The sequence below is a fragment of the Accumulibacter sp. genome, from assembly GCF_023806565.1.
In the GTDB taxonomy this organism is placed as follows: domain Bacteria; phylum Pseudomonadota; class Gammaproteobacteria; order Burkholderiales; family Rhodocyclaceae; genus Accumulibacter.
Genome location: NZ_JAMTDV010000102.1, coordinates 84,877 through 99,378, shown reverse-complemented (window position 1 = coordinate 99,378; position 14,502 = coordinate 84,877). Strand labels below are relative to the sequence as shown.

Genomic DNA, 14,502 nt, shown 5'->3' with positions numbered 1-14,502 from the left:
TTACTCCTTGGAAACACCCCAGCCCGTTCAGACTCATACCATGTTGGAAAAGACTCTGAGGCGACTTTCACATTAAACTTCCGGAGAATGAGCCATGAGCATCGCCATCCGTAACATCAGCAAGCAGTTCGGCACCTTCAAGGCGCTTGACGATGTCTCGATCGACATCCCCTCGGGTGAGTTGGTCGCCCTGCTCGGCCCCTCCGGTTGCGGCAAGACGACGTTGCTGCGGATCATTGCCGGTCTCGACTTCGCCGACCAGGGCCAGATTCTGCTCGACGGCGATGATGCTTCGGCGCGCCATGTCCGCGAGCGACACGTCGGTTTCGTCTTCCAGCACTACGCCCTCTTCCGCCACATGAGCATCGCGGACAACGTCGCTTTCGGGCTGCGTGTCAAGCCGCGGCGCGAGCGCCTCGCCGAGGCAGAGATCAAGCGACGAGTCAAGCGACTACTGGAACTGGTACAACTCGACTGGCTCGCGGATCGCTATCCGTCGCAGCTTTCCGGCGGCCAGCGCCAGCGCATCGCGCTGGCACGCGCGCTGGCGGTGGAACCGAAGGTGCTGCTCCTCGACGAACCCTTCGGCGCTCTCGACGCCAAGGTGCGCAAGGAGCTGCGCCGGTGGCTGCGGCAGTTGCACGACGAAATCCACGTCACCAGCGTTTTCGTCACCCACGACCAGGAAGAGGCTCTCGAGGTATCCGACCGGGTGGTGGTGATCAACCGGGGCAAGGTCGAGCAGATCGGCACGCCGGAGTCCGTGTACGACCATCCCGCGACGCCCTTTGTCGCCAACTTCCTGGGTTCGGTCAATCTCTTCCATGGCCGGGTCGAGGGTGGGCATCTGCATCTCGGCGAGGATGCGCTGGCGCTCGCCGTCGATAGCCGCAGTGAAGGCAAGGCCGTGGCTTTCGTACGGCCACACGAATTCGACATCGTTCCAGGCTGGGGAGCCGACGGTGGTCTGCCGGCGACGATCCTCCGCGTCGTTTCGGTGGGACCGAGCGCGCAGATCGAATTGAGTCGCCTCGACGGCGAATTGATCGAAGTCACCATCGCCCGGGAAACTTTCCACTCACTGGGGCTCGCGGAGGGCGATCGGGTGTCGCTGCGTCCGCGCCACATTCGCGTTTTCCAGGCGGAAGCCCTGGCAGCTTGAGGCCGTTCGATGAACTTACAGCAATTACGCATCATTCGCGAGACGCTGCGTCAGGACTTCAACCTCACCGAGGTGGCGAACGCACTGTACACCTCGCAACCGGGAGTCAGCAAGCACATCAAGGATCTCGAGGACGAACTCGGCATCGAAATCTTCGTTCGCCGCGGCAAGCGGCTGCTCGGGCTGACCGAACCGGGCAAGGAGCTGGCCGCGGTAGTCGACCGCATCCTCCTCGACACGCAGAACCTGCGTCGCCTCGCCGACCAGTTCGCGAGCCGGGAAACCGGCCACTTCGTCGTTGCCACCACCCACACACAGGCCCGGTACGCGCTGCCGCAGATCATCAAGTGGTTCAAGACCGACTATCCCCGGGTACACCTCGCGCTGCACCAGGGAAGCCCGAGCGAGATCGCTGACCTGGTCGTTGCCGGCGAGGCCGACGTCGGCATCGCCACCGAACGGCTGGACAAGGTCCCGGAGCTGGTGACCTTCCCCTTCTATCGCTGGCACCATGCGCTGATCGTTCCCTACGGTCACCCGCTGCTGCAGGTCGAGACGCTGACGCTTGAAACCATCGGCGAGTACCCGATCATCACCTACCAGGAAGGATTCACCGGTCGGACGCTGATCGACAAGGCCTTTGCCGATGCCGGTGTCGTTCCCGATATCGTGCTCTCCGCAATTGACGCGGATGTCATCAAGACCTACGTGGAGCTTGATCTGGGCGTCGGCATTGTCGCGTCGATGGCCTACGATGCCATCAAGGATCGCAATCTGGTCCTGATCTCGGTCCCGCAGCTTTTTCCCGAAAGCACCACCCGCCTGGCGGTGCGTCGCGGCATCTACCTGCGCAGCTATGCCCTGGCGTTCATCGAAAAGGTCTGCCCCGACATCGGTGAGGAAAACCTCAAGGCGGCGATCCAGAAACAGAACGGGAATGATTGATTCATTTCTTGGCAAAACGACGCCGGCGCCCATCTTCCGATTGCGATGATGGTGCCTGGTCGATGGCCTCGGACGACGTTCTCGATGTGGTGGAACCAGCGACAGCAAGCGGCAAGCGCGGGGAAAAGACGTCCGTAGCGGGCTTGCCGGCAACGGGGAAATTCAGCCTCCCGGGCAAGATTCGAGATTTCTCCTGACGTTGCGCGCGATGCCTCCGGTCGAGTCCGGGTGGGGCGGCTCCAGATACCCCCCAAACGAGGAAATTCTCCGGCTTTGTCGCGGCCAACCTGAAACTGGCGCAAACGTGACGACGTGAAGCCGGATCGTCTGCATAGTTTTCTTGAACCGGAAATATACTCGGCACGCTTGCCTTGCGCGTGGCAATGAGTCGGAAGCTCGATGTCGAGTGGATGCATTCGATCAAGTGGCGAACGCGGTACACACGTCGCTTGCACGCTCGCGATCGCCCGTGGCGATCCCCGGATTTCTCAGTCCTCGGCTTCTGCGTCGCTCACCCCATACTCGCGGTCCAGCCTGTTCATGTAGCGGGCATACCACCAGATGATCAGGACATAGATCACGGGAGCGCCCTGCGCCCCCATGTAGAAGCCGAGCGGGAAACCGAGCACGACGATTCCCCCGAGATCACGCGCGAAGTAGCTGACGACAAAAGTCACGACAAACCAGATCGCCAACAGGAACGCAGTCATCCGCAGGTTGCGCCGCCAGTATTCCCGCTGTTTTCGCTCGAGCCGCATTCGCTACCCCCGGTCAGAAATGCCGCAGCAAAATTCCGGGTGTCGCTCCCCTTTCCCTGCACGAAGGCCGCGGGAAAAAACGACAATCCTCGTCCACTGTTGCCACGCGCCAGCGGCAATGGTCGAGGCGCCGGCGGAACGCCGTCACGGGAATCACGAACCGTCCAGTTCGGGATAGCGGACGCTTTCGACAAAATCCTGCGTCGCTCCACTTGGCGGCTTGCCGAACAGGCTGACCACGACGATCGTCAGGAAGCCGGCGGCGACTCCCCAGACACCGGCTGCCGTCGACTGGATGCCCAGCCAGGGTTCCATGCCGATGCCGTGAATTCCGAGCCAGGGGATCGAGTCGAAATGCACACGCACCATGTAATAGATGGTCGATGCCAAGCCGATTATCATGCCGCTCACCGCGCCGGTTGCGGTGGCCCGCTTCCAGAACACGCCGAGAATCAGCGCCGGAAAAAAGGCCGAGCCGGCGAGCGAGAAAGCCCAGGCAACCATGAACAGAATGGTCGCCGGCTTCTGCGAGGCGACGCTGGCAGCCAGCACGGCGACCACCAGCAACAGCGATTTGGAGACGACCAGCCGCCATTGGGTGGTCGCCTTCGGGCGAAAGATCTTGTAGTAGACGTCGTGCGCCAAGGCGCTGGCAATCGTCAGAAGCAGACCATCGGCAGTGGATAGCGCCGCCGCCAGCGCACCGGCGGCCACCAGCCCGGAAACGACATACGGCAACCCGGCAATCTCCGGAGTGGCGAGCAGGATCACGTCCGGATTGAAGGAGAGTTCGGCGAGTTGCAGGATGCCATCGTTATTGATGTCCTCAATCGAGACCATTCCGATCTTGCCCCACGAACTCACCCAGACCGGCAACTGTGCCATCGAGGAGCCGACCAGATGCGAGTAGATTTCGTGCTTGGCGAAAGCGGCGTACGCCGGTGCCGTCAGGTACAGCGCGAGGATGAAAAACAGCGACCAGAAAACCGAGTTGCGCGCCTCACGCACGCTGGGTGTCGTGTAGTAGCGCGTCAGCACGTGGGGCAAGGCCGCAGTGCCGACCATCAGGCAGAACATCAAGCTGAGGAAATTGAGGCGCGCCGTATCGTTCACCGCCTCCCCATTTCCTGGAAACGGCGTCAGGTGATGCTCGGGTTCCATACTGCGCTGCCCTGCCTGGCGCATCAGCGTTTCCCAGTAAGCTCTCGCCTCGGTGCTGCTCGTGGGCAGTTCCCGACGCTGCCGCTCGAGCGCAGCCACCTCGCGCATCTGCACATTGCTGCTCTTCAGGTCGTTGATTTGTTGGGTGAGGTGGTGTCGCTCCTGATCAAGAGATGCGGGCAGGGAGAGGATTCGCTCGTAATAGCCGTCGGCGCGCTCGTGAAATAGACGACGCGCGTCAACTTCGGCGGGCTCGTCGAAGATCCCTTCTTCGAGGACCTGTACTTTCTGCAGGACCTGGCCGTAGGTCAGCTGGGGCAAGGGAATGCCGGTGACCTGGTAGGAGAGAATGGTCACAGGAACCAGATAGGCGACGATCAGGATCGCGTATTGCGCCACCTGCGTCCACGTTACGGCCCGCATGCCGCCAAGGAACGAGCAGACCAGGATGCCGGCAAGGCCGACGAACACCCCGACCTCGAATTGAAGACCGACGAAGCGGCTGGTAATCAGGCCGACCGCATAGATCTGGGCGACCACATAAACGAACGACGCGAGAACGGTGGCAAAAACGCCGACCAGTCGCGCCAGATTGCCGCCGTAGCGGGCGGCAAGAAAATCGGGGACGGTGAATTGTCCGAAGCGGCGCAGGTACGGTGCCAACAGCAGGGCAACCAGAACGTAGCCGCCGGTCCAGCCCATGACGTAGGCCAAGCCCTGGTAACCGGACAGATAGAGCGTACCGGCGAGGCCCATGAACGACGCCGAACTCATCCAGTCGGCACCGGTCGCCATGCCGTTGAACACCGCCGGCACCCGCCGCCCGGCGACGTAATACTCGGAGACGCTGGCGGTGCGCGCCAGCACGCCAATCGTCGCGTAGAGCAGAATGGTCAGCAGCAGAAACGAATAGCCGATCCAGCGCGGCGGCATGCCGTGGCGCTCGAGTACACCCAGGCCGAGGATGAAAACGAAGAAGCCGACGGTGTAGGAGGCGTAATAACGGCGCAACGGGATCTTGTAGTCGGCCATCGCGAGACGCCCAGCCTAGCCGCTCTGGTGCATGTGGCGACGAGCCTTTTCGAGTTCCAGCAGGCCGGCCGGTGTATCGATGCCCTTGTGCGCAGCGGCGGCTATCGCGATCTGCAGCATCTGCGAGGCGACGTAAGCATCGGAAACGGCATCGTGGCGTCTGATGCTCTCGATACCGAAGTGGTCGAGCCAGGTGTCCAGCCCGGTCTGCGTCTGGTCGACCTGACGAAAGAGATCGGGCATCACCCACGCCAGATCAATCCACGGCAGCGCCAATTCGACCCCCAATCTGGCTGCCAGCTCGCGTTCTATCATCGCCGCGACGAACGGTACGTTGTAGGCCACCAGCGGCGACTTGCCGACAAAGTGCAGGAAGGAAATCAGCGCGTCGACCTCGGGCTCGCCATCTTCCGCTATCGGCTTCAGAATTCCGTCGGCCCGCGGCACAGGATCACCCACCGCCTTCGCATCTGTCAGCAGCAACTGGAAGGCGTCACGAAAACGGAGCTGCCCGTCGACCAGCGCCAGGGCGGCAATCGCGCACAGGCGATCGGTCTTCACGTTGATGCCGCTGGCCTCGACGTCGACCACCACGTAGCGACTGCGGAAGTGCGAGCGGCGAAGTTCCGGCTCGGGCAACTGCCGCCAGTTGGCGATCGACTGCTGCTGCTCGGCGGTGAGCGTCAAGCCGCCTGCTTCCTGTCCCGCGAAGAGCCTGGAAAGCCAGCTCATGATCAGAGTTGATAATCGAGTTTGAGCCGCCCCTGCAGTTTGCGCGCCTGCCGGAACGATTCCTTGAGAATGTGCCGTTCGATTTCGTTGAGCTCGACTGGCCTGACCAGATTGTCACCGGCACGCCCGTGCTCCTGCTCGAAATGCTGGTGCCGCAGGCGCAGCAACTGGATGAAGTTGAAACCTTCGAGGCTTGCTGCCACTTCCTCGGACGACATGTTCATCATGGGTCCGGTTCGCCTGAGGCGCGCCACCGTATTGGTCGCCTCGACCTGTCGCGCCAGCGCAAAAACACGTGCCGCGTCGGTAAACAGGCGAACGCCGAATTTCTTGAGATCGATCGTTCCCGGGTGCTCGGGATCGGCGTCGGTCACGAAGTCGCGAATCCTGCCCAAGGGCGGCGCCACACTCAGCGCGTTCTGTGCCAGCATGCGCAGGAACAGCGGATTGCCCACCGTCTGACGGAAGAGCGAGATGCGCATGCGGTGCGCCAGATGGAACTTGCCGTAGAGCGGCCGGAAATCGAAGAAGATCGTCGCGTTGAGCAAGGCCTGTGGTTCCGGCGTGCGCACCCAGTGGGCGAATCTCTCCTCCCACTCCTCAAGCGTCAGACACAGTTCCGGGTTGCTCGCCATGATGTTGCCCTTGCACAGCGGAAACCCGCACTTGTCGAGATCGGCATTGACGTCGCGCGCAAACTCGAGCAAGCGCAACTGCGTCATTTCGCGATCCATGATATCGGTACAGATATAGACGATGCCGTTATCCTGGTCGGTGGTAAAGGTCTGCTCGTCGCGACCCTCCGAGCCGAACGACAGCCACGCCCAATCTATGCCATACAAGTCATGCCGATCGAGATTCAGTTCGATGATCCGACGGGTAACGGTATCGTTGAGCGTCGAAATGAACTGGGTGATCTCCTGCGCCCCGCCGCCTTCGGCGAGCATGGTCAGGGCCAACTGACGGACGTCCTCGCGGGCATGCAGGAGGACGTCGACACTGCTCGCCGCATCGATCGCGTGCCGGATCTGCCGCAGCCCGGCGCCCTGCAGCTTGAACAGGTCACGTTCCGAGACCACTCCCTTCAGGCGGCCGCCCTCGTCGACCGCCAGCACGTGGCGGATGCCGTGCATTGCCATCGCCAGCGCCGCATCGTGCGCGTTGGCAGCGAGCGGCAAGGTCTGCGGCGCGGCCGACATCACCGACGAGATCGCTTGTTCGAGCGGCGTACCGGGCAGAACGATCCTTTTGAGGACGTCGGACAGGGTGAAAATGCCCACCGGATGCCCGTTGGCATCGACCACGACCATCGAGCCCAGATGGCGCTCGGCCATCAGCTCGACAACCTGGCGAATCGACGCATCCGCAGCAACCGCTACCGGCTCGCGCTTGACGATCGCAGACAGGGGCGAATTCATCGTCTTCTGCTCGGCGGCACGCTGCGCAAACTGCAACTGCAGCTGCTGCTGCGACTGCTTGAGCAAGCCGGCGATGTATTGCGTACAGAAAAGGTTGAAGACCGTGCTCTTCTGCGTCAACGCAAAGAAATCGTCGGCAGGCAGTTCGTAGCAGAAGACGTCTTCACGCGCGACGTAGGCGCCCGAGGTCGGACGCTGCGCCATCAGCGCACCAATCGAGAAGGCTTGGCCGGGACCCAGCGTCACCGACGAAAACTCGAGATTGCTGGCCCCGCCAGTCGCCCGGACTCGCACCCTGCCCCGCTGCAGGATATAAAGGGCGTGCGCCGTACCCATTTCGCTGGAAAGAATCCGCGCACCCTTCGGGTAATGGTTCAGGGTGACATGCTCGGCGAGGAAGCGCAGAGCATTCTGTTCCATTCGATCAAAAGGCGGAAAACCCTGCAGGAACCGGATGCATGCCGAGACCAGCATCTCCGTCGCACGGTTGCTCATCGCAGTTCCTCGATCACGTTACGGACCGGCGACACTGACGCCGGTCCGTCTGGGCGCGCGGCCGTCGGACAGTGCCCGAAGGCCGTACGCTGCGCTGGATCAGCCTCGCAGTTGATCGAGAATCGCTGGGTTTTCGAGGGTCGACACGTCCTGCGCGCTGGTTTCCCCTCTCGCCAGGGAGCGCAGAAGGCGACGCATGATCTTGCCCGAACGAGTCTTGGGAAGGTTCTCGCCGAAACGCAGATCCTTCGGTTTGGCGATCGGCCCGATTTCGCGTCCGACGTGATCCTGTAGCTCCTTGACCATCTTCTTGGCCGCGTCGCCGGTTGGCCGCGGACCCTTGAGAACGACGAAGGCACAGATCGCCTCGCCGGTCAGGTCGTCCGGGCGACCGACCACCGCGGCTTCGGCAACCATCGGGTGCGAAACCAGCGCAGATTCGATTTCCAAGGTCCCCATGCGGTGACCGGAAACGTTCAGCACGTCGTCGATCCGGCCGGTGATCGTGAAATAGCCGGTGTGGATGTCACGTATCGAGCCGTCGCCGGCGAGGTAGAGTTTGCCGGCGAAATCGTCAGGATAATACGACTTCTTGAAGCGATCGGGATCGCCCCAGATGTTGCGGATCATCGCCGGCCAGGGTCGCTTGACCACCAGCAGGCCACCCTTCCCCCAATCCAGTTCGGTACCGGTTTCATCGACTACCGCCGCCTGGATTCCCGGGAACGGCAGGGTGCAGGAGCCCGGCACCAACGGCGTCACGCCAGGCAGCGGCGTAATCATGTGACCCCCGGTCTCGGTCTGCCAGAACGTGTCGACGATCGGGCAACGACCGCCACCGACACTGTCGTAATACCATTGCCAGGCCGCCGGGTTGATCGGTTCGCCGACCGTACCGAGCAGGCGCAACGACGACAGGTCATATTGCACCGGCGCGACCGTCGGATTGCTGTCGGCTGCCTTGATCAGCGAGCGGATTGCGGTCGGCGCGGTGTAGAAGATATTGACCTTGTGATCCTGGATCATCTTCCAGAAGCGGCCAGCATCAGGATACGTCGGGATTCCCTCGAAAACAATCTCGGTGCCGCCGCACGCCAGCGGACCGTAGGTGATGTAGGTGTGCCCGGTGACCCAGCCGATGTCCGCAGTACACCAGAAGAGATCGTTGGGCTTCAGGTCGAAGGTCCACTTCATGGTCAGAATGGCGTACAGCAGGTAACCGCCGGTCGAGTGCTGGACGCCCTTTGGCTTGCCGGTCGAACCCGAGGTGTAGAGGAGGAACAAGGGGTGTTCGGCTTCGACCCACTCCGGCTCGCACACGTCGGACTGCCCGGCAATCACGTCGTGCCACCAGATGTCACGACCGGCAACCATGTCGCAAGGCCCGCCGGTGCGCTGCAAGACAATGACGTCCTTCACCGACTCGCAACCGCCAAGGCCCATCGCTTCGTCGACCGCCGGCTTGAGCGGGATCTTCTTGCCGCCGCGGCACTGTTCGTCGGCGGTAATCACCGCCACCGCACCCGCATCGTTGATTCGGTCGCGCACCGACTGCGCCGAAAAGCCGCCAAAAACGACCGAGTGAATCGCTCCGATGCGCGCACAGGCCTGCATCGCGACGATGCCCTCGATGCCCATCGAGAGATAGATCAGCACCCGGTCACCTTTCTTGATGCCACGCGACCGCAGACCGTTGGCGAACCGGCTGACCCGGGACAGCAGTTCCGCGTAGCTGACCCGCGTCACTTCGCCGTCGTCGGCTTCAAAGACGATCGCGACCTTGTCCCCCAGCCCGGCTTCGACATTGCGATCCAGGCAGTTGTAGGAGGCATTCAACTTGCCATCGGCGAACCACTTGAAGAACGGGGCGTTCGACTCGTCGAGCACCTGCGTGAAGGGCTCCTTCCAGGAAACATGTTCGCGGGCCAGGCGACCCCAGTAACCGGTGTAATCCCGTTCCGCCTCGGCGCACAACGCCTTGTACGCATCCATGCCAGAAATCGTGGCCTGCTTGACAAACTCGGCGGATGGCTCAAAAAATTTAACGGCCTCGTTCAGTGACATGTCCCATCTCCTGTTTGGTATTGGTGGAGGATTCAAGAAAGCGATGCAGCAAGCGGCGAAGCGTACCCATGTTCGCGACTCCTGCTTGGCGGAAGGCAGGTGATACGTTGCCGGCGCTACCCCGTGTCACGCCAATTCGCGAGGATTAAACGCCGCCATTCTTACACACCACTTACGCCATGGCCATGCGCCGTAACCGAAGCGGGGCTTGGTGCTAGAATCTCGCATCCCGCAACTTCGGCGCTTGTCCCATGGCCTCATCGAAACCCATGCTAAACCGGCTCGAGACGTTCATCTTCTGGAGCCGCTGGCTGCAGGCACCCCTCTATCTCGGCCTGATCATTGCCCAGGGCGCTTATGTTTACCTGTTCATGGTCGAGTTGTCGCACCTGGTTCATAACCTCTTTTTCAGCGGTGCGCAAGTCAACGAAACAGACGTGATGCTCGTCGTCCTCGGCCTGATCGACGTCGTGATGATCGCCAACCTGCTGATCATGGTAATCATCGGCGGCTACGAAACCTTTGTCTCCCGACTCGATCTCGAAAACCACCCCGACCAGCCGGAATGGCTCTCGCACGTCAATGCCGGAGTACTCAAGATCAAGCTATCGACGGCGATCATCGGCATCTCGTCGATTCACCTGTTGAAGACATTCATCAACGCCGAAAACCTGAACGAGCACACGATCAAGTGGCAGGTCACCATCCATGTGGTCTTTCTGTGCTCGGCGCTGGCCATGGCCTGGGTTGACCGAATCATGACCCAGACCGTTGTGCTGGGAAAAACACAGCACCTGGCAGGGCACTGATCAGCCATCCGCAGCAGGGAGCCCCCTGCTGCTTGTCCCCACGAGAGAGGGTTGAAATGACCACCATCAAGCAGGAAGACTTCATCCAGAGCGTCGCCGACGCATTCCAATATATCAGCTACTATCACCCGCTCGACTATATCAAGGCCCTCGGTGCCGCCTACGAACGCGAGCAGAGCCCGGCAGCCCGCGACGCGATCGCCCAGATCCTCACCAACAGCCGCATGTGCGCGGAAGGCCAGCGGCCGATCTGCCAGGATACGGGGATCGCCGTGATCTTCCTCAAGGTCGGCATGGACGTGCACTGGGACGCCACGCTGTCCGTCCAGGAAATGTGCGACGAGGGAGTCCGCCGCGCCTATAACCACCCGGACAACAAGCTGCGCGCCTCGGTGCTGCTCGACCCGGCGGGCGCGCGCAGGAACTCGCGCGACAATACGCCGGCGGTCGTGCATTATGAACTCGTTCCCGGCCACCACGTCGAAGTCATCTGCGCCGCCAAGGGCGGCGGCTCGGAAAACAAGTCCAAGTTCTACGCGCTCAACCCCTCCGACTCGATTGTCGACTGGGTGCTCAAGACGGTCCCGACGATGGGCGCCGGCTGGTGTCCGCCGGGAATCCTCGGCATCGGCATCGGCGGCACGCCCGAGAAGGCAATGCTGCTCGCCAAGGAATCGCTGATGGCCCCGGTGGACATCCACGAACTGATCGCACGTGGCGCGGCCAATCGCATCGAAGAGTTGCGACTCGAACTGTACGAGAAGGTGAACGCGCTGGGCATCGGCGCACAGGGCCTCGGTGGCCTGACCACCGTCCTCGACGTCAAGATCCTCGACTATCCGACGCATGCCGCCAGCCTGCCGGTGGCGATGATCCCGAACTGTGCGGCAACCCGCCACGCACACTTCCATCTCGACGGTTCCGGGCCGGCGATCCTGACGCCGCCGGATCTCGATGAATGGCCCAAGGTAAGCTGGACTGCGAACACCGAAACCTCGACGCGGGTAGACCTCGACGCCCTGACGCCCGCAGAAGTTGCCGCCTGGAAGCCCGGACAGACGCTGCTGCTCAACGGCAAGATGCTGACGGGCCGCGACGCCGCCCACCAACGCATCCAGGAGATGCTGGCCCGGGGCGAGAAACTGCCGGTCGACTTCACCAACCGCGTCATCTATTACGTCGGCCCGGTCGACCCGGTGCGCGACGAAGCCGTTGGTCCGGCCGGGCCGACCACCGCGACGAGAATGGACAAGTTCACCGAAATGATGCTCGCCGAAACCGGGCTGATCTCGATGGTCGGCAAGGCGGAGCGCGGGCCGGCGGCGATCGCGGCGATCAGGAAACACCGCTCGGCGTACCTGATGGCCGTCGGTGGCGCCGCCTATCTCGTCGCCAAGGCGATCAGGACAGCCAAGGTGGTCGGTTTCGCCGATCTCGGCATGGAGGCAATTTACGAGTTCGATGTCAAGGACATGCCGGTCACCGTCGCGGTCGATTCGTCAGGGACTTCGGTGCACGACACGGGCCCGAAGGAGTGGCAGGCAAGAATCGGCAAGATCCCCGTTACAGTCGCCTAGCATGCCTGCCGGTCAGAGACAGGGTGCCGGTTCCTGGCCGACCTTTCCGTGGCTGGAGAGGGGAGCCATGACGATCGAGCGGCGCGGGACGACGCAGCGCTATTCGGACATCTGTGCCTACGGAAGCACGGTCTATCTCGTCGAAACACCGCAAACGATGGACAGCAACGTCGCCACGCAGGCGCACGAGGTTCTGGCCGGCATCGAAAAGCTGCTCGATCAGGCAGGGAGCGACAAGACCCGGCTGCTGATGGCCACCATTTACCTGCGCGACATCGACGACTCGATCGCCTTCAATTCGGTCTGGGACCGCTGGGTGCCACGCGGCACGGCACCGGTCCGGGTGTGCGTCGAAGCGAAGCTGAGCCACCCCGATTTTCTCGTGGAAATCGCCGTCGTTGCTGCACGCTAGCGCCCCGGTGCTGCCGATGCACGGCACGAAACGATGATCGGCGTCTTCGACAGCGGCCTCGGCGGCCTCTCGGTACTCGCCGCCATCGCCCGCGCCCTGCCGCGCGCCGATCTGGTCTACCTCGCCGATACTGCGCACCTGCCCTATGGCGACAAGGACGATGGCTACATCCGCCAGCGTGTGCTGACGATCGGCAGGCACCTGGTCGAGCAGGGCTGCGGCCTCATCGTCGTCGCCTGCAACACGGCCACGGTGGCGGCGGTCGCCGCCTTTCGCGAGTCCTTTCCCGACCTGCCCGTGGTCGGTGTCGAGCCCGGCGTCAAACCGGCGGCGCAGCGATCGCGCAGCGGCCGCATCGCGGTTCTCGCCACCGAATCGACCGCGCGCAGCGAGCGTCTGGCCCAGCTCATCCGGCAGCACGCGGGCAGCGTCCAGGTGGATGTCGAACCCTGCCCGGGCTGGGCGACGCGCGTCGAAGCGCTGGCGCTCGACGACCCCGATTTCGCCGGGGAAGCACACCGCCACCTCTCGCCGCTGCTCGCTGCCGGAGTCGACCAGATCGTTCTCGGTTGCACGCATTACGCCTTTCTCTGCCCGGTGCTGGAACCGATCGTTGCCGACCGGGCAGCGCTGGTCGACGTGGCAGACGCCGTTGCCCGTCAATGCGTCCGCCTCGCCGGCGCCGATGCTTACGGGCAAGGGCGGCTGACGCTGCTCGCCACCGCCCGGCCGGAAAGGTTGCAGGCGGCGCTGCCGGCGCTCGGCCTGCATGCCCTCACCGCTCACCTGCACGGTGCGGCGCGTCTGGTGATCACCTGAGCATGACCGCTGCCCGCCGCACGACGAACAGCGATCACGCTTCCTGGGTGCTGGCCGTAGTGCTCGTGCTGCTGGTCATCGAGGTTCACCTGGTGCCGGCCTTGATCGCCGGACTGCTGGTGTTTGAAGTCGTGCATGTGCTCGCACCGTTCCTTGCGCGCCGCCTGTCGAGCAGCCGCGCGAAAGCCATAGCAGTATTTCTGGTGGTGTCGCTGGTCGTCGGCGCGGTCACTGCCGCAGTGCTCGGCCTGGTCGTGTTCATGAACAGCGAGGGGGGCAGCTTCGCCGCGCTGCTCACCAAGATGGCTGAAATCATCGAGACTTCGCGCTCGACGCTGCCGACCTGGCTCGCCGATCTGCTGCCGCGCGGCGGCGAGGCGATCCGTGAGCGTGCCGGGCAGTGGCTGCGCGAACATTCGGCCGAGCTGCAAGTGATCGGCAAGGAAACCGGGCGCCTGCTCGCACACCTGCTGATCGGCATGGTCATCGGTGGCCTGGTTTCGCTGCGCGAAGCCGGACCGGGCGAGAACCTGGGACCACTGGCGCGCGCGCTCGGCGAACGCGTCTTCCGCCTGGGCGAAGCCTTCCGCCAAGTCGTCTTCGCGCAGATCCGGATCTCGGCGCTGAACACCACGTTTACCGCCCTTTACCTCGCCGTCGCGCTGCCGATTTTCGGTGCCCACCTGCCGCTGACCAAGACGATGATCGTCGTCACCTTCGTCGTCGGCCTGCTGCCGGTGGTCGGCAACCTGATTTCCAACACCATCATCTTCGTCGTCAGCCTCGCCCACTCGCCGGCAGTCGCCGTCGCCTCGCTCGTCTTCCTGATCGTCATCCACAAGCTCGAGTATTTCCTCAACGCGCGCATCGTCGGCGCCCGGATTCACGCCCGGGCCTGGGAAATGCTGTGCGCGATGCTGCTCATGGAAAGTACCTTCGGCCTCTCCGGCCTGGTCGCCGCGCCGATCTGCTACGCCTGGCTGAAGGACGAACTGGCGAGTCGCGGCATGATTTGAGACGCGCGCGAGCAGCGGGCGGACTTGGCACCAGAATCGGGGTGCCGGCGATGCGCCTGGTTGGACGAAATACGCTCGCGGAGTCTCCCCCGCAGGCGCCAC

At 62.9% G+C, this 14,502-nt stretch carries 12 protein-coding genes; 7 read left to right on the top strand and 5 right to left on the bottom strand.

The genetic code is table 11. The features are described from left to right. Positions 1–94: 94 nt before the first annotated feature. A complete protein-coding gene (locus NFV80_RS11815) occupies positions 95–1,162 on the top strand; it encodes a sulfate ABC transporter ATP-binding protein (RefSeq protein ID WP_295329507.1) in 1,068 nt (355 codons plus the stop codon). A 9-nt stretch (positions 1,163–1,171) separates the two neighbouring features. Next, positions 1,172–2,107 carry a CysB family HTH-type transcriptional regulator gene (locus tag NFV80_RS11810; protein WP_295329505.1) on the top strand — a complete coding sequence of 312 codons (936 nt, stop codon included), beginning with the start codon at positions 1,172–1,174 and terminating at the stop codon, positions 2,105–2,107. A gap of 488 nt (positions 2,108–2,595) precedes the next feature. On the opposite strand, the gene NFV80_RS11805 is transcribed toward NFV80_RS11810, so the two are convergent. The 5 genes from NFV80_RS11805 to acs form a co-directional block, all read right to left on the bottom strand. After that, complete coding sequence (locus NFV80_RS11805; RefSeq protein ID WP_295329503.1) at positions 2,596–2,865, bottom strand: DUF4212 domain-containing protein; 270 nt, start codon at positions 2,863–2,865, stop codon at positions 2,596–2,598. 153 nt (positions 2,866–3,018) lie between these two features. Further along, positions 3,019–5,058, bottom strand: coding sequence for a sodium:solute symporter family protein (locus NFV80_RS11800; protein ID WP_295329501.1), 2,040 nt, complete (start codon positions 5,056–5,058; stop codon positions 3,019–3,021). Between the two features lie 15 nt (positions 5,059–5,073). Next, complete coding sequence (locus tag NFV80_RS11795) at positions 5,074–5,790, bottom strand: 3'-5' exonuclease (RefSeq protein WP_295329500.1); 717 nt, start codon at positions 5,788–5,790, stop codon at positions 5,074–5,076. A 2-nt stretch (positions 5,791–5,792) separates the two neighbouring features. Continuing rightward, a complete protein-coding gene (locus NFV80_RS11790; protein WP_295329498.1) occupies positions 5,793–7,703 on the bottom strand; it encodes a DUF294 nucleotidyltransferase-like domain-containing protein in 1,911 nt (636 codons plus the stop codon). Positions 7,704–7,802: 99 nt separating this feature from the next. Further along, positions 7,803–9,767 (bottom strand): acetate--CoA ligase, encoded by a 1,965-nt coding sequence (gene acs, locus NFV80_RS11785; protein ID WP_295329496.1) that lies wholly within the window; start codon positions 9,765–9,767, stop codon positions 7,803–7,805. Between the two features lie 269 nt (positions 9,768–10,036). Here acs and NFV80_RS11780 point away from each other — a divergent pair, with 269 nt between their 5' ends. From NFV80_RS11780 to NFV80_RS11760, 5 genes are all read left to right on the top strand, one after another. Further along, on the top strand, positions 10,037–10,576 hold the full coding sequence (locus NFV80_RS11780; RefSeq protein WP_295329494.1) for a TIGR00645 family protein: 540 nt from the start codon (positions 10,037–10,039) through the stop codon (positions 10,574–10,576). Positions 10,577–10,632: 56 nt separating this feature from the next. Then, positions 10,633–12,153 (top strand): fumarate hydratase, encoded by a 1,521-nt coding sequence (locus tag NFV80_RS11775; protein WP_295329492.1) that lies wholly within the window; start codon positions 10,633–10,635, stop codon positions 12,151–12,153. Positions 12,154–12,220: 67 nt separating this feature from the next. Next, positions 12,221–12,565 carry a RidA family protein gene (locus tag NFV80_RS11770; protein WP_295329490.1) on the top strand — a complete coding sequence of 115 codons (345 nt, stop codon included), beginning with the start codon at positions 12,221–12,223 and terminating at the stop codon, positions 12,563–12,565. A 33-nt stretch (positions 12,566–12,598) separates the two neighbouring features. Next, complete coding sequence (murI, locus tag NFV80_RS11765; protein ID WP_295329488.1) at positions 12,599–13,384, top strand: glutamate racemase; 786 nt, start codon at positions 12,599–12,601, stop codon at positions 13,382–13,384. 2 nt (positions 13,385–13,386) lie between these two features. After that, a complete protein-coding gene (locus NFV80_RS11760; protein WP_296758760.1) occupies positions 13,387–14,400 on the top strand; it encodes an AI-2E family transporter in 1,014 nt (337 codons plus the stop codon). The last annotated feature ends 102 nt before the right edge of the window (positions 14,401–14,502 follow it).